Consider the following 23,159-nt stretch of genomic DNA (forward strand, 5'->3'; position numbering starts at 1 on the left):
CGGACGCGGCCGGCGTGGCAGTGCACTGCAACGACGTCTGCCAGCGATGCATGCATCGCCGCCCCTTGTCCGATGGCCCCCCTGACCACTCGACGCAAACGCCTGCCCAGCGACGCTAAGGCTCCGATGACATCGGTGTCAATACACCTGTACTGGCAGTGATGCCTTTCCTCACATTCAGCCGCCTGGCACTGGCCGCTCGGTGGCTGACACGCGTCGAGCGCACTCGACAATGCAACTGGCCCGCAGCGGGCTTGCCATGCAGGCCACGGCTGCAGCTTTCGTATGTCCGTCGTTCTTCTTGCAGTGCAGTATTTCGCGTCGCGGTGTACCGCTGTGTACAGACGTACAAATAATACAGGGGTAGCACGGATCGTCGTCTGGTTATTTCCTATCAAGGAGCGCTCTGTGGAGATCAAGCAGCCGCAAACAGCAGGACCATCTTCTCCCGCTTCGCCGCACGACGTTGGTACGGACACATCCTCTACAGGGGCCGCCGTGCCGTCTCCTCCATCGCCGATGCAAACGCCGGTCGATCCCCGCTTGTCGGCGCTCACAGCGCGCGGCCATTCGCGCGTGTCCATCCCCAACTCGGAGCATGGCTCCTCGCCGACAGCATCGCATGGGCCTGAACTGCAGACGCATTCACCGGAACTCGCCTCCCGCTCGTCTACTGCCGCTACCTTGGTCACGCGTGCCAACGCTGCGTTGACACGCGGGGTTCAGCGGGCTTACGCCTCGGTATCCGAGGGCGCATCCAATCTTTGGTCGCTGACGGATCTCCGCACCATGCTGCAGATCCATGCAGACGACCCCACATTTCTGGCAGTCCTAAGGGGCGCCGATCCGGAACAACCGACGCCACATACCTTGTCGTCCTGCCGCCAGCAGATACAGGAGCTCGGCCGGCTCATCGAAACTGCAGAGGGGATTGGACCACATCAGCGCAACCAGCTGCTGGGCGACGTCAAAGAGATATTGAACGCCCTGCAGCCGCTCGATCACTCCACACCAGTCGCCTCACGAGTACTGAAGTCGGTTGGCAATCTCATCAATTTCTGGCCAATCGTTGTTCCCAGCCCGCTCATGGGCAATCAGGCCAAAACCCTCGCTTTCACGATGTCCACCGCCACCAAGGGGGTGCTCGCCATGTCAGCCTCGGCGTTACGCCCCAGTGCTGACGGCTTACCCTTTCCGTTCGCCGGAGGTCAGCTAGGCCGAGACGCGAACGAAATGCATCTCTACAACGTGCTAATCAACACGCTGTTCCTCACTACCGAACTTCCGAAGAAATTCGGCGATCCGACGTTGCGCAGAAACGCTGAGACGGTCAGCCAGAATATGGGCTACGCCGCAGGCATCTCGGTGAGCTTCACGGCCATGATGCTGACCCCATTCCTGTGGAACAGCCTCAGCGCGCTCGGCAATAAACTGCTGGACAAGACGGCACGCCTGGGCGCCGCCGCAGCGCAGGCAACGGGCCTGAACAACCAGGCGGAGCAACTGCGTGCCCGTCTGACGCCTGCCCGAATTAACCAAGAAGTACGCTCGCAGCTAGAGGAGATCCGCGAACAGCTGGACGCCTCCTGCGAGACCTTTCAGCTGGCGCGTCGCAGCTTCATCGATCAGGATGGAGGGCGGGAACTCACCAGAACGGTGAATGCGCAATGCACGCATCTGTTGGAAACGCTAGACAGGTGCAGCAAACGGCTTGCGAGCGTATTGCATCTGGATGGCGATCAGATGCCGGGTATTCCGCGCCAAGTAACCAACCACGATGTCTCCTCCAAGGTGGCATTGATGATACTGGCAACCGCAGTGACCGGCTCGACCATCTACCTTATCCAACCGGATCGGTTGGGCACGATCAACCTGCTCAGTGACACCTGCATCGTGACAGCAGTGATGGCACAGTCGGTATGGAACAAACAGGCGACGCGGCAAGACGCAATGGACCGCTTCAAGGCCATGTGCGGTGGCAGCATGGTCATCGCCCTTGCACTGGGCGCAGAAAAATTGTCCAAGGTGCTCACCGACAAAAGCTTGATAGAGTCCTCGCCCAACGCTCAGTTTTACGCCGGTGCCATCATGTCGCTGATGGCGGTAACGATGCCAGGCCCAATCGCACGCGGTGCGGAGCTGGCGATGAACTGGGGCGGACGCCAGCTTGGCCGCATGTTCACCGGCCCGGATGGCGCACAGCTGGCAACCTTTGTTCCCTCTTCTGCCGAAGAACTGCAGCAGATGTCCCAAAACACGTTGGCGTATCTGTTCAGCCTGGAAGATGAGCAGCTGCAGGACTATACGAGGACCGTGGGAGACTCCATCCTTCAAGCAATCCAGGACGCTGGCGAAGCGACACACGCCGGGCCCAGCAGCAACGTGACCCTCACCGAGATCGATGACAGCCAATCCGCCGCGCCCGAGCATGCGCCAGAGGGCGCTGGCAAGACGCGATCCGATTGAGCGCCTCCGCGCCGACGGTGCCTTTGCATAATCCGATTAGGCCCACGGCACGCCGATGCCGTGGCACGCACGTTGATCGCCATTAGGACGCAACCGCTTTGGAACGAAACGCGTAGTTACGAAGCATCTACCAGTGACGAACTCTACCGCGCCCAGTAATTTCGAGGAATTTCCCATGCACATCAAGCAAGCGAACCAGGCGGAGGCAGCCAGCCCGCTGCGCGAGCAAATTCCGCAGGAAACGGCTCCGACATCGCAGCCGACTCCTCATGATGCAGTCCCCCAACGCCAAGTCGATCCACAATTGAGCGGGCTCACCCAGCGCGCAAGCAGGCCCTCTTCGCCAGCAGAACGCCCTGACATCGAGATCGCCGACGCAGACATATCCAGCGTTGATACAGATGGGGAACAGCACCAGCACCCTACGCTGCAATCCAGGTCGCCTGCAGCGCATGCACCCAGTTCGCTGATTCGCAGAGCAACCGCCGGCCTGACCGAGGGGGCGCTGCAGCTCTCCGGGACGCTCAAAAACGCCGCCTCCAGTCTGTGGTCACTGACGGATTTGCGCACCATGCTGCAAATCCATGCGGACGATCCTGCATTCCTGCAAATGGTGCGTCATACCGACCCGGAACACAGCAGGCCGCACAGCCTGGCCGCGTGCCGCGAGCAGATCACGCAGCTGCGCGGCGCCATCGAAGCGGCAACCGGTCTGGAAGCACGCTTCCGTCAGCAATTGCTCGGCGACATCAAAGCCGTGGAAGACGCGCTTCGACCGCTGGAACACGGGACACCTGCGCCCGGGCGGGCGCTGAAGTCGCTGGCCAATCTGGTCAATCTCTGGCCCCTGGTGGTGCCCAGTCCGCTGCTCGCCAACCAGGCCAAGACCTTCGCCTATTCCATTGCCGCAGCAACCAAAGGCGTGATGAGTCTATCGGCATCGGCGCTGCGCCCCACCGCCGACGGGCTTCCGTTCCCGCTGATGGGCGGGCAGTTGGGGCGCGAAGCCAATGAAATGCATTTCTACGCCATCCTGCTCAACGGACTGTTCCTCACCACCGAGCTCCCCAAGAAATTCGGCAACCCGTCCGTGCGACAGCAGGCCGAAGCGGTGGAAAGCAACCTGGGATTTGCTGCAGCCGCATCGACGGCCTGCACAGCGATGGTGCTGACGCCTTTCCTCTGGAACAGCCTCAACGCACTCGGTAATCGAATGCAGCATGGCGTCTCCCACGTGGGCGCGAGTATCGCGGACCGTGTCGGCCTTCAGACGCAGGCTCAGCGGCTGCGCGCGCGCCTGACGCCCGGACAGATCAGCGCGCACCTGCGCACGCAACTCAATGAGATCTGTGCCGCCCTGGAGAATGGCCGCGACGCTTTTCAACAATTACGTCGCGACTTCACCGCCCCGAACCAGGGGCACGAGCTCACCCGCACGCTCAATGCCCAATGCACGCATCTGCTGGAGACGCTCGACCAATGCAGCAAGCGATTGGGCGCCGCGCTGCAAGTCGATCAGGACCAGCCAGCCACCATCCCGCGTCAGGTGGCCAACAGCGATATTGCCTCCAAGTTGGCATTGGCCATGCTAGGGGCCGGAGTGACCGGACTGACCGTCTACCTGATCCAGCCGGATCGGATCGGCACGGTAGACCTGCTGGCCGACTTCGCCGTGGTGACGACCGTGATGATGCAGTCGGCGCTGAACAAGCACGCGACCCGCCAAGACGCGATGGAGCGCTTCAAGGCCATGTGCTCCGGCAGCATGGTCATGGCGCTGGCGCTGGGTGTGGAGAAGCTGTCCAAGACCTTCGCAGACAAGAGTCTGATCGAAGCATCGTCGGCATCGCCCTACTACGCCGGCGCGATCATGTCGCTGATGTCGATGACAATGCCTGGCCCAATGGCGCGTGGCACGGAACTGGCGATGAACTGGGGCGGGCGTCAGGTCATGCGGGTGTTCAAGGGACCCGATGGCACCCCGCTCGCAACCCGCATGCCGTCCTCGCCCGAAGAGCTGATCCAGACCGTACAAGACACAGCGAGATATGTGGAAACGCTGTCGCCGGAAGAGGCGCAGCAGTACGAGCAGATGGTCGGAGAGATTGCGCTCCAAGTGATCGAGGACGCGGGCGCGGGCGCGCAGACCAGGCCCAGCGGCAGCGTCACGATCACCGAGATCACCGACGACGCCCAATTCGCCGCAGGGAACGCATCGCCTGAGCAGGGTGCACCTGCGCAATCGCATCTGCCAACCGATGCGACCGCAACCAGCGCAGTGCGTTCGCCCTGACGTCACGACCAGGTGCAAGGGGCGAGAGTGGGCATCCGCGTCGTGGTGAAGCGCACATACAAAAAAACCCCGCCTTTCGGCGGGGTCATTTTTGATGCAACAGCCAAAGTGGCGTGGATCAGAAATCCATGCCGCCCATGCCGCCCATGCCGCCACCGGCCGGCATCGCCGGCTCGTCCTTCTTCGGTGCATCGGCCACCATCGCTTCGGTGGTTATCATCAGGCCGGCGATCGAGGCCGCGTTCTGCAGCGCCGAACGGGTGACCTTGGTCGGGTCCAGGATGCCGAATTCGACCATGTCGCCGAACTCGCCGTTGGCGGCGTTGTAGCCGTAGTTGCCGGTGCCTTCCTTGACCTTGTTCAGGATCACGGACGGCTCTTCGCCGGCATTGGCCACGATTTCGCGCAGCGGGGCTTCCATGGCGCGCAGGGCGATCTGGATGCCGTGGGTCTGGTCTTCGTTGGCACCGGTCAGGTTGCCGACGGCCACCAGCGCACGCACCAGGGCCACGCCGCCGCCCGGGACCACGCCTTCTTCGACGGCTGCACGGGTGGCGTGCAGGGCGTCTTCGACGCGTGCCTTCTTTTCCTTCATTTCGATTTCGGTCGAGGCGCCGACCTTGATGACTGCAACGCCGCCGGCCAACTTGGCCACGCGCTCCTGCAGCTTTTCACGGTCGTAATCGGACGAGGTGTCTTCGATCTGGGTCTTGATCTGGCCGACGCGCGACTCGATCGTGGCCGAATCGCCAGCACCGTCGATGATGGTGGTGTTTTCCTTGGAGACCTGCACCTTCTTGGCGCGGCCCAGGTCCTTGATGGTGGCCTTTTCCAGCGCCAGGCCCACTTCCTCGGAGATCACGGTGCCGCCGGTCAGCACGGCCATGTCTTCCAGCATCGCCTTGCGACGGTCGCCGAAGCCCGGTGCCTTGACGGCCACGACCTTGACGATGCCACGGATGGTGTTGACCACCAGGGTCGCCAGCGCTTCGCCTTCGACTTCTTCAGCCACGATCAGCAGCGGCTTGCCGGCCTTGGCCACGCCTTCCAGCACGGGCAGCAGGTCACGCACGTTGGAGATCTTCTTGTCGTGCAGCAGGATGAACGGGTCGTCCAGGTCGGCCGACTGGCTCTGCTGGTTGTTGATGAAGTACGGGGAGAGGTAGCCGCGATCGAACTGCATGCCCTCGACCACGTCCAGCTCGTTTTCCAGGCCCGAACCTTCTTCAACGGTGATGACGCCTTCCTTGCCGACCTTCTGCATCGCTTCGGCAATGATGTTGCCGATCGACTCGTCCGAGTTGGCCGAGATGGTGCCGACCTGGGCAATCGCCTTGTCGTCGGTGGTGGGCTTGGAGATGTTCTTCAGCTCGACGACGGCGGCCTTGACGGCCTGGTCGATACCGCGCTTGAGGTCCATCGGGTTCATGCCGGCGGCCACGGCCTTGGCGCCTTCGCGGATCAGGGCCTGGGCCAGCACGGTGGCGGTGGTGGTGCCGTCGCCGGCGTTGTCGTTAGTCTTGGAAGCGACTTCCTTGACCATCTGCGCACCCATGTTCTCGAACTTGTCGGCCAGTTCGATTTCCTTGGCGACGGAGACGCCGTCCTTGGTGATGGTCGGCGCGCCGAAGCTCTTCTCGAGCACGACGTTGCGGCCCTTCGGGCCCAGGGTGGCCTTCACGGCATTGGCAAGCACGTTGACGCCACGAACCATGCGGGTACGTGCGTCTTCACCGAAACGAATGTCTTTAGCAGCCATTTGTATGTAACTCCGGAAATTGGGAATGGGGAATGGGAAATCGGTCGATCAAGGGCGGAGATCGGGACTGGGTGGGATGGCGAGGGCGTTGGCCGCTCTACCGATTCCCGATTCCCCACTCCCGATTCCCAGCGCATAGCGCCTGATTAATCGATGACGGCCAGGATGTCGTCTTCGCGCAGCACCTTGTACTCGACGCCTTCGGACTTGTAGCTGCTGCCGGCATACTGGCCGTAGATGACCTTGTCGCCCACCTTGACCACCGGGGCGCGCAGGCTGCCGTTGTCCAGGGGCTTGCCGGCGCCGACGGCGACGACTTCACCCTTGGTGGACTTTTCCTTGGCCGAGTCCGGGATCACGATGCCGCCGGCGGAAACTTCGTCGGCTTCGATCGGCTTGACTACAACGCGGTCGTGAAGCGGCTTGATGCTCATAGAGAAAGACCCTCTTAAGTGATTGATTGGCCTGAAAATTGTCGGCAATGTTAGCACTCGCACATGACGACTGCCAGCACAGCGCGCGGAAAAACCCGACAGAGCGGGTGCGGGTCAGAGATTGTGCTGGGCGCGTGCCTTTCAAGGGTGGGGCGCAAAAAAATTTTCACCCGCCAATCGCGTGGCTGTGGCCCTGTGGTGGCCGGACCCATCGCAGGGGGGCGATGGTGCGGACGGCACCGTCGCCGGGCGGGGCGGCGGTCCAGGACGAGCGCCGATGATCCGGGCGACGCTGGCGGTGGCGCCGGCACCGCGATGCGCATTGATACCCTGCCCTTCCAGGCGGCCATAGCCCTGAAAATGGAACCAGGTTCCATCGGCTGTCATCTGCAGGCCCTACAGTCGGGACCGCATTCCCCGACCACAAGGAGCTGTCGATGAGGTTGCCGTTCCGTAGTCTTCCGCTGGCCTGCGCCGTTGCCCTGGCCGTCCCCACCGCCCACGCTGCGGTGTTCATCAACGAACTGCATTACGACGACGCGGGCGCCTCCGGCGACACCGACGAAGGCGTGGAAGTGGTGGCCACCGCTGGCGAGTCGCTGAGCGGCTACCGCATCCAGCTCTACAACGGCAGTGCTCCCGGTGCGGCCACGGTCTACGCCACCACCGCAGTGCCGGCCGGCAGCCTGGTCAGTTGCGGCAGCCAGGTGCGCATTGCCACGGTGGGTTACGCCAGCAACGGCGTGCAGAACGGTCCCAACGACGGCGTGGCGCTGGTCGACCCCAGCGGCCAGCTGGTGCAGTTCCTCAGCTACGAAGGCGCCATCACCGGCAGCGGCGGCGCGGCGGCCGGGGTCACCAGCCAGAACCTGCCGGTCAGCGAGAGCAACAGCACAGCGGTCGGCAGCTCGCTGCAGCTAACCGGCACCGGCAGCAGCGCGGCCAACTTCAGCTGGGCCGGCTCGGCGGCGCAGACCTTCGGCGCCTGCAACCGCGGCCAGACCTTCAACGGCAGTGGCGGTGGCGGCACCACCGGTGCGCCCAGCATCACCAGCACCACCCCGACCCAGGGCGCGACCGGCTTCCCGGCCGCCGGCGATCTGGCGGTGGGCTTCAGCGAGGCGGTCAGCCTGAGCAGCGGCGCCTTTGCGCTGAGCTGCGCCAGCTCCGGCACAGTGGCGCTGAGCTATCCAGCCAGCGGCACCCGCTTCAGCCTGTCCACCGATACCGCCCTGGTCGGTGGCGAGCGCTGCACCCTGGCGATCACCGCCAGCGCCATCCGCGCTGCCGGCGGGCTGAGCCCGGCGGCCAATCAGTCCATCGCCTTCACCGTGGCCACCGCCAGCGGCGGCGCAACCGGCTATTACTCGCGGGTCAATACCGCCAACGCCAGCCAGCTGCGCTGCTCGCTGCACGCCACCATCAAGGGCCATACGGTCTATCCGTACAGCGGCACCAGCACCAACATCTGGACCATCCTGGAGATGGCCGACGAAGACCCCAACAACAGCGGCCGCATCCTGGACGCCTACCGCAACCGCAGCTACGCCAAGGGTAGCGACCGGGCCGGCACCGGCAGCGGGCTCACCTACAACCGCGAGCACACCTGGCCAAACTCGTTGGGCTTCGGCAGCGCCACCGGCGACCGCGGCCTGCCGTATGCGCCCTACACCGACACCCATATGCTGTATCTCACCGACACCACCTTCAACGCCGACCGTGGCAACAAGCCCTATGCCACCTGCACCAGCAGCTGCGGCGAGCGGGTGACCGAGGTCAACGACGGCAGTGGCGGCGGCAGCGGGCGCTACCCGGGCAATTCCAACTGGGTGCGCACACCCGACGGCAACAGCGGCACTTTCGAGGTGTGGGGCCGGCGCAAGGGCGATATGGCGCGCGCGGTGATGTACATGGCGATCCGCTACGAAGGCGGCGTTGATGCGGCCACCGGCCAGTCCGAGCCGGACCTGGAACTCACCGACGATCGCAGCCGGATCGTGCAGACCGCGTCCTCGCCCGCCTACATGGGCCTGCTCTCCACGCTGCTGGCCTGGCACCAGGCCGACCCGCCGGACGATGCCGAGCGCGCCCGCAACCAGGTGATCTTCAGCTTCCAGGGCAACCGCAACCCGTTCGTCGATCATCCCGAATGGGCTACCGCCAGCCTGTTCACTTCGGCAAAGCCGGCCAGTTGCCAGCTGGCCAACTGAGCGAAACCGGCCCGGCGCATGCTGCGTCGGGCCGGCACCGGCGGCCACGGACCGGAAGGCATGGCGACGCGACTGCGCGGCTGCGCGACTGAACTGCCTTGGCCCGAGAGGCACCGGTGGCCATGGCGCGTATCCCGCAACGGCTGCCGTGTAGAGGATCCAGCAGGCGCGCCACTGGCCAGGCATGCCGCCCTCCTGCGGGCGCGCCATGCGCGGTGGCGGCTTGGGCTTCTTGCGCCTGCGAAATGAACGCCCTGTTCCGGAAGGCCGGGTGATCCCCCCGCAGGCGTGGGATTACACTTCCAGGTCCGATGACTGCCTCTTCCCTCCATCTGCTGCTCAGTACCTGCCCGGATGCCGACAGCGCCGACCGCATCGCCCATGCCCTGCTGGACGAACGCCTGGCCGCCTGCGTCACCCAGCTGCCCGGCGCGCAGTCGCTGTATCGCTGGAATGGGGCGATCGAACGCAGCCAGGAAGTGCAGTTGCTCATCAAGACCTGGGAAGACCGCTTGCCGGACGCCATTGCGCGGCTGCAGGCGCTGCATCCGTATGAACTCCCGGAGACGGTGGCGGTCCAAGCCAGCGCCGGTTTGCCGGCCTATCTCGCCTGGGTCCGGTCCGAAACCCGCTAAGGAATTCTCAACTTCCATGAAGTCCCTGTCCCGCTGGATCGCCCGCCGCGTACTGCTGGCCGCCCCCTTGTTTGCCGCGTCACTGGTGCTGGTGGCGCCTGTCGCACAGGCGGTCAGCGAAGCCGACCTGCTGCCGGTGGACCAGGCCTTCGTGCTGCGTGCGCAGGCCGACAACCGCGACAGCATCGCGCTGCAATGGAAGATCGCACCGGGCTATTACCTGTACCGCCACCGCATCAGCGTCAAGTCCGGGCAAGGCTTCAGCGCCGGCGAGTTGGCCCTGCCGGAAGGCGAAAGCAAGCACGACGAGTTCTTCGGCCAGGTGCAGACCTACCGCACGCTGTTGCAGGCCACCCTGGCCGGCAAGGCCGAGCCCGCGCTGCAGACCGCGGTGCTGCAGGTGCAGTACCAGGGCTGCGCCGACGCCGGCGTGTGCTACCCGCCGCAGCGCCGCGAGATCCGCGTCAATCTTCCCCGCACCCAGGACGCCGCCACGCCACGCGACAACCTGGGCGCGCTGGTGCCGCGCAGCGCCGCCGGCCCACGGCTGTTCGGTGCCACCGGCCAGGCCGCCGGCATGGAGGCACTGCCGCTGCCTGCCGAGCAGGCGTTCAACTTCGAGGCCATCGTCGGCGACGGCAACAGTCTGTTGCTGCGCTTCACCCCGGCACCGGGTTACTACCTCTACCGCGACCGTACCTCGCTGGCCGTGGAGGGCAGCGGCGGCGTGCGCCCCGGACTGCCGCGTTGGCCGCAGGGCAAGACCCACCGCGACGAACACTTCGGCGATGTGGTGGTGTATTTCGACCAGGCCGAAGTCACCCTGCCACTGCTGCGCGAGCGCGCCGACCCGGCACGGGTGACCCTGGTGGCCACCTTCCAGGGCTGCCAGACCGACGGCATCTGCTATCCGCCGATGACCCGCCGGGTGGCGCTGGAGCTACCGGCTGGCACGGTGTCGCCGCAAAACCAGGCACAGGCCGCGCCGCTGATGATTTCGCCGCTGGCCGCCGGGCAGACGCCTGCCGGGCCAGCGCCGGCGCGCGCCGCGCAAGGGGCTGCGCATGCGGCTGCCGACGCCTCGGCCGACAATCTGCAACGGACCCAGCCGCCGCAGACCGACCAGGGCCTGCTGGCCATGCTGGCGCTGGCGCTGCTCGGCGGGCTGGTTCTGAACCTGATGCCCTGCGTGCTGCCGATCCTGTCGCTGAAGGTGCTGGGCCTGGCGCATAGCGGCGAGAGCCGCAGCCACGCGCGCAGCCATGCCATCTGGTATTCGCTGGGCGTGCTGGTGTCCTTCGCCGCCATCGGCGGGCTGGTAATCGGACTGCGCGCGGCCGGGCAGGCCGCCGGCTGGGGCTTCCAGCTGCAGCAGCCGTGGTTCGTGGCCGCGCTGGCCTATCTGATGTTCGCGGTCGGCCTGAGCCTGTCGGGCGTGTTCACGCTGGGCAGCAACCTGGGCGGCATCGGCCAGTCACTGGCCGCGCGCAACGGCCCGCTGGGCGATTTCTTCACCGGCGTGCTGGCCTGCGTGGTCGCCAGCCCCTGCATTGCCCCGTTCATGGGCACCGCGCTGGCCTATGCCTTCACCGCGCCGGCGCTGCTGGCGATGCTGGTGTTCCTGGCGCTGGGCCTGGGCCTGGCGCTGCCGTTCCTATTGATCGGCTTCGTGCCCTCGCTGGCGCGGCGCCTGCCCACGCCCGGCGCCTGGATGGAAACGCTCAAGCAGGTGCTGGCGTTCCCGATGTACCTCACCGCGATCTGGCTGCTGTGGGTGCTGGGCAAGCAGCGCGGCGTGGACGCAGTGGCGCTGATGCTGGTGGGCGCCACCTTGCTGGCGCTGGGGCTGTGGTGCTTCGAGCGCAGCCGCTGGAGTAGCCACCGCCCGGGCATGCACCTGGCCGCGGTGATGCTGCTGCTGGCCATCGTGCCGGTGGTCGGCGTCACCCGCCTGCGCCTGCCGGCCGCCACCGCTGCCAGCGAAGGCGTGGTGGCGTTCTCGCCGCAGTTGCTGGACCGCCTGCGCGCCGACAACCGCGTGGTGTTCGTCAACATGACCGCCGACTGGTGCGTGACCTGCAAGGCCAACGAAAAGAACGTGCTGGGCAGCGCCGAATTCCGCGACGCCCTGCGCCGCGTGGATGCGGTCTACATGAAAGGCGACTGGACCAATGTCGACCCCGCCATCAGCACTTTCCTGGACCAGCACCAGGCCGTGGGCGTGCCGCTGTACGTGGTCTACGGCCCCGGCGCCCCGCCAGCGATCCTGCCCACAGTGCTGACCGGCGCGATCACCGAGGATGCGCTGCTGCGCGCGGCGCGCTGAGGCAGCGGTTGGAGTGGGCGCGCGTCCGGCGCGCCGGCGAGCTGTTACGCATGATCTGCACCGCAGGGTGATGGCAGCCTGGATGCTGGCGGGGCTGCGTGCTGGCTGACAGCCAACTGCGATGATGCTGTCTGCGGTGGCGCACCGTCAGTGCCGGTGTCTTCTCGATGCGCCCACGCGTAACACTGGTGTTTCACTACTGCGTCTGCATTTGTCGCACGGATGACTGCACCTGCGATGCCTGCTTTGCGCACGGACAACCCGCGCACCATGCGAAGTGAGTGTCTCGGAAACGCATTCCTCAACATTGCTCGCCACGCCTTTCTGCAATGAGATCCAAGCCTATGCTGTCGTCCCCCTCAGCGAGGTCAGCATGATGCCCCTTACGCCCAAGCACACCACGTTGTGCGCCACGTTCGTTTGTCTTTTCGGCATCGTGATTGCCGACGCAGCACCGGTGACCGCAGCCACCACGACCATGCCGGATAGGTACCTCTGGCTGGAAGATGTCACCGGCACCAAAGCGCTGGACTGGGTGAAACAGCAAGATGCACGCACCGAAAAACAATTGGCTGACACTGCTGATTTCAAACAACTGGAAGCCGGCATCCGGGAGGTCATGGACTCGGATACCAAGATTCCTTATGTGCAGAAGATCGGTGCCGATTTCTACAATTTCTGGCAAGACAAAGACCACAAGCGCGGCATCTGGCGACGGACCACGCCCGCCGAATATCGAAAGCCATCGCCCAAATGGGAAACCGTGCTGGATCTGGATGCGCTCAATCAACACGAGGGCAAGGACTGGACATGGCAGTACGACAAGGTCGATTGCCTGCGCCCGGCCTATCGCCGCTGCCTGATCACGCTGTCGCGCGGCGGGTCCGACGCCGATGTCACCCGCGAGTTCGATCTGATCGACAAGCGCTGGGTGGAAGGCGGTTTTGTGCGCCCGGAGGCCAAGGGGGCACTGTCCTGGGTCGATCAGGATACCGTGTATGTCAGTACCGATTTCGGCGCTGGCAGCACCACCGATTCGGGCTATCCGCGCATCGTCAAACAGTGGAAGCGCGGCACCGCGCTGACGGCAGCCAGCATGGTCTACACCGGCAAGCAAACCGATATCAGGATCAGCGCCTTCCACGATGCGACACCCGGCTTTGAGCGCGACATCGTCGTGCAGGGACTGGGTAGCCGCAAGGATGCCTGGTTCTTGCGCGGGCGCGACGGCACCCTGACCAAGGTAGAGGCCCCCGATTCGGCGACCAAGCAGTTGCACCGCCAATGGCTCACGCTGGAATTGCGCGAGCCCTGGACCGTGGGTGGCACCACCTACCCGGTCGGCGCGCTGCTGGCGACCCGTTTCGACGCGTTCATGGCAGGCAAGCGCGCGTTCGAAATCCTGTTTGCGCCCACCGACACCACCTCGCTCGTCGGCGCCACATGGACACGTTCGCACCTTGTACTCAACGTGCTGGACGACGTAAAAGCACGGCTGAGCGTGCTGACTCCGACTGCAAGCGGCTGGAAGCGCAGCGCGTTCGTCGGTGCGCCCAGCCTGGGCTCGGTCGCGGTCTCACCGCTGGACAGCATCGACAGCGATGCGGTGTGGCTCACCGCCGAGGACAATCTGACTCCCACCACGCTGTCGCTGGCGCAGATTGGCAAGCGACCGCAGCGCATGAAGACGCTGCCGGCGTTTTTCGATGCCAGCCGCTTCGTCATCGAGCAACACTTCGTCACCAGCAAGGACGGTACCCGCGTGCCATATTTTCTGGTGCGCTCCAACGCACTGGCATTCGATGGCAGCGCACCGACCCAGCTCTATGGCTACGGCGGTTTCGAGATCCCGATGCTGCCGTACTACTCCGGCGTCATGGGACGCGCCTGGCTCGAAAAGGGCGGGGTCTTCGCGCTCTCCAACATGCGTGGTGGCGGCGAGTACGGTCCGCGTTGGCACCAGGCCGCGCTCAAACAGAATCGTCACAAGGCGTACGAGGATATGGCGGCGATTGCGCAGGATCTGGTCGCACGCAAGATCACCTCGCCCCGCCACCTGGCTGTGCGCGGCGGCAGCAACGGCGGGCTGATGGCCGGCAACATGCTGACCCAGTATCCGGAGCTGTTCGGGGCGGTGGTGATCGAAGCGCCGCTGCTCGACATGCGGCGCTACAACCACCTGCTGGCTGGCGCGTCGTGGATGGACGAGTACGGCAACCCGGACACCGCAGACTGGTCGTTTATCCAGACGTTCTCGCCTTATCACCTGTTCGACCCGAACAAGAGCTATCCACCCACAATCATCCTGACCTCTACCCGCGACGATCGCGTCCACCCCGGTCACGCTCGCAAGATGGCCGCCAAGATGCTGGATGCGGGTAAGGACGTGACGTTCTACGAAAGCATGGAGGGCGGCCACGCCAACCCCGGCGACAACGCCCAGGCCGCGCATCGCGCTGCGCTGATGTACAGCTTCCTGTGGCGGCACCTTGGCGGCGTGGCTGCCGCTGCCGAACACGACTAGGTCCGGCGACCCACGGCGAGTGCTGCTCGCCGTGGGTCGTCCGCATCGATACGCAGGACATCGACGCGCTGCGTCGCGGCTGAGGCCCCCTGTCTACACCCTTGCCTCGCCTGCATGGGCGAACACTGAACTGCTGTCCAGGGCACAGAACCCCGAGTCGCGGCAATGTGAAGGCTGCTGGCATGCGGGCGGCGGCGAGACCAGTCCGACCGGATACACCGCTTGCCACGCACTGGCGCATTGCACCTGACTCCCTGCAGACGCGAAAGGCAGATGGCGGCAGCCACGCTGGCCAGACCTGTACTGTGCCAATGCCCGCCACCATTGGCAGCGGCTACGATCACCCGACATTTTCAAACAATCGCTTTAAACACGCATAACTTCCGCTATCTGGACAGCATCGCCAGCATCGCGCAGACTTCCGGCTCCGCCCTTCCCCCGGTCCCCATGGCCCATCTGCTGCTGCTGCACGGCCCCAACCTCAACCTGCTCGGCACCCGCGAGCCGGAGGTCTACGGGCGCACCAAGCTGGCGCAGATCGACGCGGCCCTGGTGGACCGCGCGCAGGCGTCCGGGCACAGCCTGACCTGCCTGCAATCCAACGCCGAGCATGTGCTGGTGGAGCGCATCCATGCCGCGCGCGAGGACGGCACCGCCTACGTGCTCATCAACCCGGCCGCCTTCACCCATACCTCGGTGGCGCTGCGCGATGCGCTGCTGGGCGTGGGCCTGCCGTTCGTGGAGATCCACCTGTCCAATCCGCATGCGCGCGAGCCGTTCCGCCACCACAGCTATCTCAGCGACAAGGCCGAGGGCGTGATCTGCGGCTTCGGCGCCGACAGCTACCGGCTGGCACTGGACGCGGTGATCGCGCGCCTGGAGCGCGACGTATGACCCCTGTCTTCCCGACGCCGGCCACCGCGCCGACGGCCTGACCCATTCCGCCGGCACCCGCCGGCACTCTCCACCGATTCACCTCAAGAGGCCCTCATGGATCTCCGCAAAATCAAGAAACTGATCGACCTGCTCGAAGAATCCAATCTCGCCGAAATCGAGATCAAGGAAGGCGAAGAAAGCGTGCGCCTGGCCCGCGTGCCCAAGGGCACCCAGGTGATGAGCGCACCGGTGCAGCAGTACGCCCCCGCGCCGGCCGTGCAGGCACCGGCGGCGGCAAGCATGCCGATGCACTCGCCCACCGAGGCCTCCACCGGTGGCGCCAAGCACGCCGCCGCGCTGCCGGAAGGCCATGTGCTGCGCGCGCCCATGGTCGGCACCTTCTACACCTCGCCGTCGCCGGACAAGCCGGCCTTCGTCAGCGTGGGCCAGGCGGTCAAGGCCGGCGACACCCTGGCGATCATCGAGGCGATGAAGATGTTCAACCCGATCGAAGCCGACGTCTCCGGCACCATCGTCGCCATCCTCGGCGAAACCGGCCAGCCGGTGGAATTCGATCAGCCGTTGTTTGTGATTGGCTGAGGCCGGGAATCGGGAGTGGAGAATCGGGAATCGGCAAAGCGGCCTGATGAACGTCTGGAGGCGTGGCGCGATTCCATGGAGCTTGTGGAAATGATCTATCGATTCACGGAGGTCTTTCCCGAGCATGAACGCTACGGCCTGACGGCACAGCTGCGCCGTGCGGCCGTCAGCGTCCCGTCGAATATCGCCGAAGGTGCAGCGCGGCGCTCCACTCCCGATTACGCGCGGTTTCTCTCAATTGCGCGCGGCTCGCTCTCAGAACTGGATACACAAGTCCAGATCGCCGTACGACTGGGCTATAGCAATACCGAAGACGAAGACATCGTCAGCCAGCAGGTGGACCAGGTCTTCGCCAAGCTCACTGCATTGATGAATGCCTTACGCAGACGTGGAGCCGCACCATGATGCCCGCATCTCCCCATTCCCCATTCCCGACTCCCTATTCCCATGCTCGATAAAGTCGTCATCGCCAACCGAGGCGAAATTGCGCTGCGCATCCTGCGCGCGTGTCATACGCTCGGCATCCGCACGGTCGCGGTGCATTCCACGGTCGACCGCAACCTCAAGCACGTGGCCATGGCCGACGAGTCGGTGTGCATCGGCCCGGCCGCCTCCAGCGACAGCTACCTCAACATCCCGGCGCTGATCGCCGCGGCCGAGGTGACCGATGCGCAGGCCATCCATCCCGGTTACGGCTTTTTGTCGGAAAACGCCGACTTTGCCGAGCGCGTGGAAGAATCCGGCTTCATCTTCATCGGCCCCAAGGCCGACACCATCCGCCTGATGGGCGACAAGGTGGAAGCGATCCGCGCGATGAAGGCCGCCGGGGTACCGTGCGTGCCCGGCTCGGGCGGCCCGCTGGGCGATGACATCGTCGCCAACACCAAGGTGGCGCGCGAGATCGGCTACCCGGTCATCATCAAGGCCGCCGGTGGCGGCGGCGGACGCGGCATGCGCGTGGTGCATTCGGAAGCCGCGCTCAAGGCGGCGATCGAAACCACCAAGTCCGAAGCCAAGGCCGCTTTCAGCAACGACCAGGTCTACATGGAAAAGTTCCTGGAGAACCCGCGTCATGTGGAAATCCAGGTGCTGGCCGACGGCCAGGGCGGTGCAATCCATCTGGGCGAACGCGACTGTTCGATGCAGCGCCGCCACCAGAAGGTGGTGGAAGAAGCGCCGGCACCGGGCATCACCGAAGAACTGCGCGCTGAAATCGGCAAGGTCTGCGTGGATGCCTGCATCCGCATCGGCTACCGCGGCGCCGGCACCTTCGAATTCCTGTTCGAGAACGGGCGTTTCTACTTTATCGAAATGAACACCCGCATCCAGGTGGAACACCCGGTCACCGAGCGCATCACCGGCATCGACCTGGTGTGCGAGCAGCTGCGCATCGCCGCCGGCCACAAGCTCAGCATCCAGCAGAGCGACATCGTGCTGCGCGGGCATGCCATCGAGTGCCGCATCAACGCCGAAGACCCGGAAACCTTCATGCCCAATCCGGGCCTGATTACCGCCTTCCACCCGCCGGGCGGCCCGGGCGTGCGCGTGGATACGCATATCTACAGCGGCTACAAGGTGCCGCCGAACTACGATTCGATGATCGGCAAGCTGATCGTGCACGGCCCGGACCGCGAGACCGCCATCGCCCGCATGCGCGTGGCGCTGAGCGAGATGGTGGTGGACGGCATCAAGACCAACATCCCGCTGCAGCAGCGCATCATGCGCGACAAGGGCTTCCAGGCCGGGGGGCAGAACATCCACTACCTGGAGAAGCGCCTGGCCGAACGCAAGAACAAGTCGATTGCGTTGACCTGATCGCACTTGCCATGGCAAGGACGAAGAGCCCGGGAAACCGGGCTTTTTCGTTGCTCCCCGGTGCAGCCCTGCAAGCCAGCGGTCCATGCGTAGGAGCGCACCCGGGCGCGATCGGGCTTTACCGATAGCGCCCGGTCGCGCCCGGGTGCGCTCCTACGGAATCTGCAGGTTCGATCCGCGCTACCGGATACGCTGCGACCGCGACCCTCTCCACACCCGACACGCCGCAGCGTTCAACGCTGCGGCGCAGGCGCCTGCTGGCTGCCCGGCACCGGCACGATGCCGCTGGACGACGACGGATCGACCACGGTCATGGTTTCGGTGGAACCATCCGGCCATACCACCTGGAAGGTGGCGCCGGCCGGCAAGGTGGAGAACGGCATCGCGCTGCTGGCGCGGTACACCGCCGCCACCTGGCTGGCGCCATGCCGGCGCTGCTGTTCGTCGGCCGCCACCGAGGTCGACCTGATCGACAACGGCTGGTAGCGGTGATCGGCGGTGTCGATCATTACGATGCCCACCGCCGCGGCCGAATACGCCACAAACAACGCCACCCATAACCAGAACCTGGCGCCGTACGCCAATCGACGGTAATTCATGACTGCACTCCCGGCTCGGATACCAACACATCGACCATCTCATCCACCCTGTCTGCTCCCTGCTGCGGTACCGCGGCATCGAATACGAACGACACGAAATCCTGGGCGCCCGCGCGCGAGCAGATGCCCGCATTGGCGCAATAACTGGTGACCAGCGTGCTGTCGGCGCTGCAGTCCAGGCCCAGCCGGCACGCGGCCACCTGCCAGGCCAGTTCAGCGAACTGATCGCCGGCCACATAGCCGTCCAGACTGTCGTCGCCACTGGCGCGCGTGCCCATTGCCGGCGCCAATGCCAGATAGGCTTCGGGGTCGCGCGAAGCCAACACGCGCTGTACCAGCGCGCGCTTGTAGGCGACCGTGGCCTGCAGCGGCTCGCCCAGCGCCAGCAAGCCGGCCTCGGCCGCCAGGCTCCCTGCGCGCGCCGCACGTAGACGCTGCTGCGCGACCAGACGCGGGCCCAGCCCATCGCGGGGCGCGAAGCCGGCGCAGCGCTGCGCCACCCGCAGGCGCGCGGCCTGCATGGCCGCCACCCCGGGAGTGGACTGTGCGGCGATCCAATCGGTGTCGGCGGCATAGCCGGCCGGGCTGGCCGCGTACGGTGCGCAATAATCGTAGACCCGGCTCAAGCGCCACCCGGCCTGTGCATCGCCGGCGCGCAGCTGTTGCTGCAATTGCTGCGCGTAGCGGTACAGATCCGGCGGCGCATCCACCGCAGTGCGAGAAGGCAACTGCAAGGCGGTTGCGCGTTCTGCGCGTACAGGCCCCCCCCCCGGCCGCCAGCGTGCCGGCGGCGGCGCATCGACGCCGGTGGCAGGCACCGCCGCGCCGCTGGCGGCCGGCGGCGCACGCACATGCCACCACGCTGCCAGCACCAGCGCGGCGGCAACCGGCAATACCCAAAGATGGCGGGCACGAACAAGCGGCATGACCGGCAACACCCCTGCTGCAGGAACGCCCGCAGCGACGGCGCGGAGTCTAGCACCCGGCCGCGCGCCAGCCCCCCGCGACGCGGACACCACCACGATGCGGTGGGGTTCGCCGGCGGCGCAGCAATGGGCCGCATGCGGTCAAGGGCAGCGTGCGCGAACGCCTGCGCCAGGACCACGGCATTGAGACGTGGACGCCGCTCTGCTCACCCGGTACGGGACAGGTGCCACGCCGCACAGGCTTGGTAGGATGCACGCCTCCCCTTCACCGACCGTCCCGATGCCGTTTCTTGAACTGACCCTGCCCTGCTCCGATACCACCCAGCCCCGTTTCCAGACTGCGCTGGACGATGTTGGCGCGCTGGCGGTGACCCTGCTCGACGCCGATGCCGACACCAGCAACGAGCGCGCCATTCTCGAGCCGGGCGTGGGACAGACGCCGCTGTGGAACACGCTGGTGTTGACCGCACTGTTCGATGGCGACAGCGATGCGCTGGTGCTGCTGGCCGCGCTGGAAGCCTTCGATCCGGGGCTGGACTGGAGCCAGGTCGCCTTCCGCATGGTCCAGGACAGCGATTGGGAACGCGCCTGGATGGATCAGTTCCACCCGATGCAGTTCGGTGCGCGCACCTTCATCGTGCCGTGGAACCACGACCTGCCCGCGGCCGCCGACACGCCGGACGCGGCGGTGGTGCGGCTGGATCCGGGCCTGGCGTTCGGCTCGGGCACGCACCCGACCACCGCACTGTGCCTGCGCTGGCTGGACGGCCTGGCCAGCGAAGGCACGCTACAGGGCAGCAGCGTGCTCGATTTCGGCTGTGGCTCGGGCATTCTCGCCGTGGCCGCACTGAAGCTGGGCGCGGCCACGGCGGTGGGCGTGGACAACGACCCGCAGGCGCTGCTGGCCAGTGCCGACAACGCCGCGCGCAATGCGGTGCAAGCGCAGCTGGCGGTATACCTGCCGCAGGACGAGCCGGTGCAGCGCTATCCGGTGGTGGTCGCCAATATCCTGGCCTCGGCACTGGATGCGCTGGCCCAGACCCTGGCCGCACGCGTGGCGCCCGGTGGCCGGATCGCGCTGTCGGGCATCCTGCACGGCCAGGAAGACGAGCTGCTGCAGCGCTACGCGCCCTGGTTCGAGCAGCTGCGTTGCGAACGCGAGGAAGACTGGATGCGTATCGAAGGCGTGCGCCGCCCCTGAATGGCCAGGCGGTTCAGCGGCGTGGGTGGCTGGCGCGGATCTGCGCCGTGGTCACCGCGTCGTTGACGCTGATCGCGCGCAGGCGGGTCACCGGCTGCCACCCGGCGCGCTGCAACGCCAGGCTTCGCCAGCGCCCGGCAAGGCGGCCGGCGCGCGCCCGCAGCACGCCGTCGGCCAGGAACACCAGCAGCCAGGCACCGGGCGTCCCTGCAGGGGTGCCGACCAGCCCCATGCCCAGGGCCGCGACCGCAGGCAGCAGGCCAATCCCCAGCAGCGTCCATTGCCGGTACCGCACCGCCCATCCGCGCGGCGCCAGCACCGCCCACCAGTGCACGCCATCGGCGATGGCGGTCCAGCATGGCCCCCGGCGCCAGACCTGGTAACACTGCGCACCGGCGAAGCGGTTGATCGCAGGGTCCAGCGGGGAGTCCGACGGCCAGGGCACCGTCGGCGGCCGTCGGCGCAGCCGCTGGGGTTCGGGTTCGCGGGCAGCAGGCTCGACCATGAACGTCCTCCTTGAGTTCGGCGTGATCGCATCGTCATCGCCCAAGCGACAGTATCGCAAACATAAGGCGACATGAAAGACATACGAACTATCGCAACGCGCAACTAGGGCTATATCTCCCGGCCCTGCCTGTCTCCCATCGGTGCCGTGTGAGCAAGCTGTACGAACGAGTACGCGAAGCCCGCAGCTTCACCAAACTGACCCAGGAAGCCCTGGCCGGCGAGCTGGGCGTCACTCGCAGCGCGGTGGCACAGTGGGAAATGGCCGAAGGCACCGCGCCCTCGGTGGAAAACCTGATCGGGCTGGCCAAGCGCAGCGGCATGGCCTTCGAATACCTGGCCACCGGCCGCGGCGAGCGGGTGTACGGGCCGCCGGTGTCGGCCATTGCCGAAGAACCGGCCCAATACCGCCGCCTGGACGATCAACAACGCGTGCTGCTGGCCCGCTTCGACACCCTGGCACCGCGGCAACGCAACGGGCTGCTGGATCTGTTGCAGGCAGACGGGAAGACGCGCCGGCGGCGCTGAGATCGGGAATCGGGAATCGGGAATTGGAGTTCGGAGTTCGGAGTTCGGAGCGAGCGTGTTCGGCTCCCGATGGGTCCATGGTTGAATAGCCCTTTCCGCTGCACTGCGACCGATGTCCGACACTCCGCCACCGCGCCGCCCCCTGGCCACGTTCCTGCGTGCCACGCCCATCGCCCCGGTGCTGGTCCCGAGGCCGCCAGTGGCCCCACCCGTCGAGCCGCCGGAGTCAACCTTGCCGGCGGCCGGGCTGATGCCAGCGGCCGTCCCGGAGCCGCCAGCGCTGGTGCCGGGTATCGGCCAACCGGACTGTGCGCCCCCCGGCGCGCTCCTAGGCGCCGCCGTGATGCCCGCCTCGGCCTCACCCGAGCACGCCGCCGGCCCTCACGACGCCGCGTCGTCCGTGCCCATGCCCCTGCCCGAACTGCCCGTTGCCCCCGCTCAGGACGCAACGCCGCAGGAAGCCGGTGCCGCACCAACGCCCACCGACCCCCAGGCACCTGCCACTACCGCACCGTTCCTGCCCTTGCCCGGGCCTGTTGCCCCCAGGTTTGCGCGGCGTGGCTCCTCGCGTCCGCCGCTGCGTGCCAGCGGGCGTCAGTGGGCCGTGCTGCTGGGGTTGGTGGGCTTACTGGGCCTACAGATGGTGGTGGCCGACCGCGCGCGCTTGGCCGGCGATGCGCGCTGGCGTCCGCTGGCGGGCGCGGCCTGCGCGATGCTGCGGTGCACGCTGCCGGCCTGGCGTGAGCCGGCCGCGCTGACCCTGCTCAACCGCGAGGTGCGCCCGCACCCCGGTCTGCCCGGGGTGCTGCAGATCCAGGCCAGTTTTCGCAACGATGCCCGCTGGGCACAGGCCTGGCCATGGATGCAACTGTCGCTGTCCGATGTCGATGGGCGGGTGATCGGCACGCGCATGCTGACGCCGCAAGACTATCTGGGCCAGGTGCCGGCCGGGCAGGACACGCTTGCACCGGGCCAGGCGGTGCACGTCGCGTTCGCCGTGCGTGAACCGGCCGCAAGCACCGCGGCCTTCAGGTTCGACTTCCGCTAGCGGACCCGGACCTGCGCGGGTGGCCACACGGGCGTGGCGAGCGATGAGGGCACGCGCTAGACTCACTCCCCCTCGCCGGCCACGCGACCCGGCTTCGTGACACTGGGAACTTTCCTTGAACGCAGCCTCCTCCCGTCCTGACAGCAGTCGTGGCGCCCCGAAGTCGCCCCTGCGCGAACACGTGGCGCAGTCCGTGCGCCGTTACCTGCGCGACCTGGATGGCAGCGACGCCGACGACGTCTACGACATCGTGCTGCGCGAGATGGAGATCCCGTTGTTCGTGGAGGTCCTCAACCACTGCGAAGGCAACCAGAGCCGCGCGGCGGCGATGCTGGGCATCCACCGCGCGACGTTGCGCAAGAAGCTGAAAGAGTACGGGCTGACGTAGGCCGGGAATCGGGAATCGGGAATCGGG

At 66.1% G+C, this 23,159-nt stretch carries 19 protein-coding genes; 14 read left to right on the forward strand and 5 right to left on the reverse strand.

All coding sequences use genetic code 11. The annotated features are described in order from the left end of the window. The first annotated feature begins 408 nt into the window (after window positions 1-408). Window positions 409-2,466, forward strand: a complete 2,058-nt coding sequence (xopX, locus tag ACCQ13_RS16960; RefSeq protein ID WP_223214365.1) for a XopX family type III secretion system effector — start codon at window positions 409-411, stop codon at window positions 2,464-2,466. A 175-nt stretch (window positions 2,467-2,641) separates the two neighbouring features. Continuing rightward, a complete protein-coding gene (gene xopX / locus ACCQ13_RS16965) occupies window positions 2,642-4,759 on the forward strand; it encodes a XopX family type III secretion system effector (protein WP_104604037.1) in 2,118 nt (705 codons plus the stop codon). A gap of 118 nt (window positions 4,760-4,877) precedes the next feature. Here xopX (ACCQ13_RS16965) and groL read toward each other — a convergent pair whose 3' ends face one another. Next, complete coding sequence (gene groL, locus ACCQ13_RS16970) at window positions 4,878-6,518, reverse strand: chaperonin GroEL (protein ID WP_159407624.1); 1,641 nt, start codon at window positions 6,516-6,518, stop codon at window positions 4,878-4,880. A gap of 146 nt (window positions 6,519-6,664) precedes the next feature. After that, the gene (locus ACCQ13_RS16975; RefSeq protein WP_104604039.1) at window positions 6,665-6,952 is read right to left on the reverse strand and encodes a co-chaperone GroES; all 288 of its coding nucleotides are present in this window, start codon (window positions 6,950-6,952) and stop codon (window positions 6,665-6,667) included. 437 nt (window positions 6,953-7,389) lie between these two features. On the opposite strand from ACCQ13_RS16975, the gene ACCQ13_RS16980 reads away from it, so the two are divergent. From ACCQ13_RS16980 to accC, 8 genes are all read left to right on the forward strand, one after another. Continuing rightward, the gene (locus ACCQ13_RS16980; protein ID WP_104604040.1) at window positions 7,390-9,162 is read left to right on the forward strand and encodes an endonuclease; all 1,773 of its coding nucleotides are present in this window, start codon (window positions 7,390-7,392) and stop codon (window positions 9,160-9,162) included. Window positions 9,163-9,473: 311 nt separating this feature from the next. After that, on the forward strand, window positions 9,474-9,797 hold the full coding sequence (gene cutA / locus ACCQ13_RS16985; RefSeq protein WP_104604041.1) for a divalent-cation tolerance protein CutA: 324 nt from the start codon (window positions 9,474-9,476) through the stop codon (window positions 9,795-9,797). Between the two features lie 16 nt (window positions 9,798-9,813). Beyond that, window positions 9,814-12,123, forward strand: a complete 2,310-nt coding sequence (locus tag ACCQ13_RS16990; RefSeq protein ID WP_104604042.1) for a protein-disulfide reductase DsbD family protein — start codon at window positions 9,814-9,816, stop codon at window positions 12,121-12,123. Window positions 12,124-12,496: 373 nt separating this feature from the next. Beyond that, entirely contained in the window at window positions 12,497-14,647 is a 2,151-nt protein-coding gene (locus ACCQ13_RS16995) for a prolyl oligopeptidase family serine peptidase (protein WP_372372312.1), read from the forward strand. Between the two features lie 447 nt (window positions 14,648-15,094). Then, on the forward strand, window positions 15,095-15,541 hold the full coding sequence (aroQ, locus tag ACCQ13_RS17000; RefSeq protein ID WP_104604043.1) for a type II 3-dehydroquinate dehydratase: 447 nt from the start codon (window positions 15,095-15,097) through the stop codon (window positions 15,539-15,541). Between the two features lie 96 nt (window positions 15,542-15,637). Continuing rightward, window positions 15,638-16,123: an acetyl-CoA carboxylase biotin carboxyl carrier protein gene (gene accB, locus ACCQ13_RS17005; protein WP_104604044.1), complete on the forward strand. Its 486-nt coding sequence runs from the start codon at window positions 15,638-15,640 to the stop codon at window positions 16,121-16,123. Between the two features lie 75 nt (window positions 16,124-16,198). Continuing rightward, window positions 16,199-16,528 carry a four helix bundle protein gene (locus ACCQ13_RS17010; RefSeq protein WP_267313104.1) on the forward strand — a complete coding sequence of 110 codons (330 nt, stop codon included), beginning with the start codon at window positions 16,199-16,201 and terminating at the stop codon, window positions 16,526-16,528. Between the two features lie 42 nt (window positions 16,529-16,570). Then, window positions 16,571-17,938, forward strand: a complete 1,368-nt coding sequence (gene accC / locus ACCQ13_RS17015; protein WP_104604046.1) for an acetyl-CoA carboxylase biotin carboxylase subunit — start codon at window positions 16,571-16,573, stop codon at window positions 17,936-17,938. 233 nt (window positions 17,939-18,171) lie between these two features. Here accC and ACCQ13_RS17020 read toward each other — a convergent pair whose 3' ends face one another. Together ACCQ13_RS17020 and ACCQ13_RS17025 are read right to left on the reverse strand one after the other, a co-directional pair. Next, window positions 18,172-18,537, reverse strand: a complete 366-nt coding sequence (locus tag ACCQ13_RS17020) for a hypothetical protein (protein ID WP_104604047.1) — start codon at window positions 18,535-18,537, stop codon at window positions 18,172-18,174. Further along, window positions 18,534-19,463 (reverse strand): hypothetical protein, encoded by a 930-nt coding sequence (locus ACCQ13_RS17025; protein WP_104604048.1) that lies wholly within the window; start codon window positions 19,461-19,463, stop codon window positions 18,534-18,536. The genes ACCQ13_RS17020 and ACCQ13_RS17025 overlap by 4 nt, the downstream gene beginning before the upstream one ends. A gap of 280 nt (window positions 19,464-19,743) precedes the next feature. Here ACCQ13_RS17025 and prmA point away from each other — a divergent pair, with 280 nt between their 5' ends. Continuing rightward, window positions 19,744-20,664, forward strand: coding sequence for a 50S ribosomal protein L11 methyltransferase (gene prmA, locus ACCQ13_RS17030; protein ID WP_104604049.1), 921 nt, complete (start codon window positions 19,744-19,746; stop codon window positions 20,662-20,664). Between the two features lie 13 nt (window positions 20,665-20,677). Here the strand turns inward: prmA and ACCQ13_RS17035 are convergent, their stop codons facing one another. Further along, entirely contained in the window at window positions 20,678-21,169 is a 492-nt protein-coding gene (locus tag ACCQ13_RS17035; RefSeq protein WP_104604050.1) for a hypothetical protein, read from the reverse strand. Window positions 21,170-21,318: 149 nt separating this feature from the next. Here ACCQ13_RS17035 and ACCQ13_RS17040 point away from each other — a divergent pair, with 149 nt between their 5' ends. The 3 genes from ACCQ13_RS17040 (at window position 21,319) to fis (ending at window position 23,132) form a co-directional block, all read left to right on the forward strand. Beyond that, window positions 21,319-21,696: a helix-turn-helix domain-containing protein gene (locus ACCQ13_RS17040; protein WP_104604051.1), complete on the forward strand. Its 378-nt coding sequence runs from the start codon at window positions 21,319-21,321 to the stop codon at window positions 21,694-21,696. Window positions 21,697-21,808: 112 nt separating this feature from the next. Next, entirely contained in the window at window positions 21,809-22,744 is a 936-nt protein-coding gene (locus tag ACCQ13_RS17045; protein WP_104604052.1) for a DUF3426 domain-containing protein, read from the forward strand. A 115-nt stretch (window positions 22,745-22,859) separates the two neighbouring features. Beyond that, on the forward strand, window positions 22,860-23,132 hold the full coding sequence (fis, locus tag ACCQ13_RS17050) for a DNA-binding transcriptional regulator Fis (protein WP_104604053.1): 273 nt from the start codon (window positions 22,860-22,862) through the stop codon (window positions 23,130-23,132). The last annotated feature ends 27 nt before the right edge of the window (window positions 23,133-23,159 follow it).

This window comes from Xanthomonas sp. NCPPB 1638, assembly GCF_041475635.2.
Classification (GTDB): Bacteria; Pseudomonadota; Gammaproteobacteria; order Xanthomonadales; family Xanthomonadaceae; genus Xanthomonas; species Xanthomonas cucurbitae.

Bases quoted from the DNA above. Each gene is read 5' to 3' on its own strand.
- ACCQ13_RS16980 (WP_104604040.1), top strand. From the start codon at position 7,390: ATGAGGTTGCCGTTCCGTAGTCTTCCGCTGGCCTGCGCCGTTGCCCTG.
- ACCQ13_RS17020 (WP_104604047.1), bottom strand. From the start codon at position 18,537: ATGAATTACCGTCGATTGGCGTACGGCGCCAGGTTCTGGTTATGGGTG.
- xopX (WP_104604037.1), top strand. From the start codon at position 2,642: ATGCACATCAAGCAAGCGAACCAGGCGGAGGCAGCCAGCCCGCTGCGC.
- ACCQ13_RS16975 (WP_104604039.1), bottom strand. From the start codon at position 6,952: ATGAGCATCAAGCCGCTTCACGACCGCGTTGTAGTCAAGCCGATCGAA.
- accC (WP_104604046.1), top strand. From the start codon at position 16,571: ATGCTCGATAAAGTCGTCATCGCCAACCGAGGCGAAATTGCGCTGCGC.
- prmA (WP_104604049.1), top strand. From the start codon at position 19,744: ATGCCGTTTCTTGAACTGACCCTGCCCTGCTCCGATACCACCCAGCCC.
- ACCQ13_RS16990 (WP_104604042.1), top strand. From the start codon at position 9,814: ATGAAGTCCCTGTCCCGCTGGATCGCCCGCCGCGTACTGCTGGCCGCC.
- ACCQ13_RS16995 (WP_372372312.1), top strand. From the start codon at position 12,497: ATGATGCCCCTTACGCCCAAGCACACCACGTTGTGCGCCACGTTCGTT.
- accB (WP_104604044.1), top strand. From the start codon at position 15,638: ATGGATCTCCGCAAAATCAAGAAACTGATCGACCTGCTCGAAGAATCC.
- cutA (WP_104604041.1), top strand. From the start codon at position 9,474: ATGACTGCCTCTTCCCTCCATCTGCTGCTCAGTACCTGCCCGGATGCC.
- aroQ (WP_104604043.1), top strand. From the start codon at position 15,095: ATGGCCCATCTGCTGCTGCTGCACGGCCCCAACCTCAACCTGCTCGGC.
- ACCQ13_RS17025 (WP_104604048.1), bottom strand. From the start codon at position 19,463: ATGCCGCTTGTTCGTGCCCGCCATCTTTGGGTATTGCCGGTTGCCGCC.
- ACCQ13_RS17035 (WP_104604050.1), bottom strand. From the start codon at position 21,169: ATGGTCGAGCCTGCTGCCCGCGAACCCGAACCCCAGCGGCTGCGCCGA.
- ACCQ13_RS17045 (WP_104604052.1), top strand. From the start codon at position 21,809: ATGTCCGACACTCCGCCACCGCGCCGCCCCCTGGCCACGTTCCTGCGT.
- groL (WP_159407624.1), bottom strand. From the start codon at position 6,518: ATGGCTGCTAAAGACATTCGTTTCGGTGAAGACGCACGTACCCGCATG.
- ACCQ13_RS17010 (WP_267313104.1), top strand. From the start codon at position 16,199: ATGGAGCTTGTGGAAATGATCTATCGATTCACGGAGGTCTTTCCCGAG.